This window comes from Legionella qingyii (assembly GCF_003184185.1).
Genome location: NZ_QHJG01000018.1, coordinates 71,392 through 71,736, shown reverse-complemented (window position 1 = coordinate 71,736; position 345 = coordinate 71,392).

Genomic DNA, 345 nt, shown 5'->3' with positions numbered 1-345 from the left:
CAAAAAACCTTAACCCACTGTCGTTCCCGCGCAGGCGGGAACCTATTTCTAGCAAGCTACAGCTGCAGTTTAAGAATAGATTCCCGCCTGCGCGGGAATGACAACAATCTCTAATGTCTTCGCGGAAATGACAAAATCCCTAACGTCCGCTCGGGAACAACAAAATTCCTAATGTCCCTGGAATAACAAAAAACCTTAACCCACTGTCGTTCCCGCGCAGGCGGGAACCTATTTCTAGCAAGCTACAGTGGTAGTTTAAGAATAGATTCCCGCCTGCGCGGAAATGACTACAATCTCTAATGTCTTCGCGGAAATGACAAAATCCCTAACGTCCGCTTGGGAACA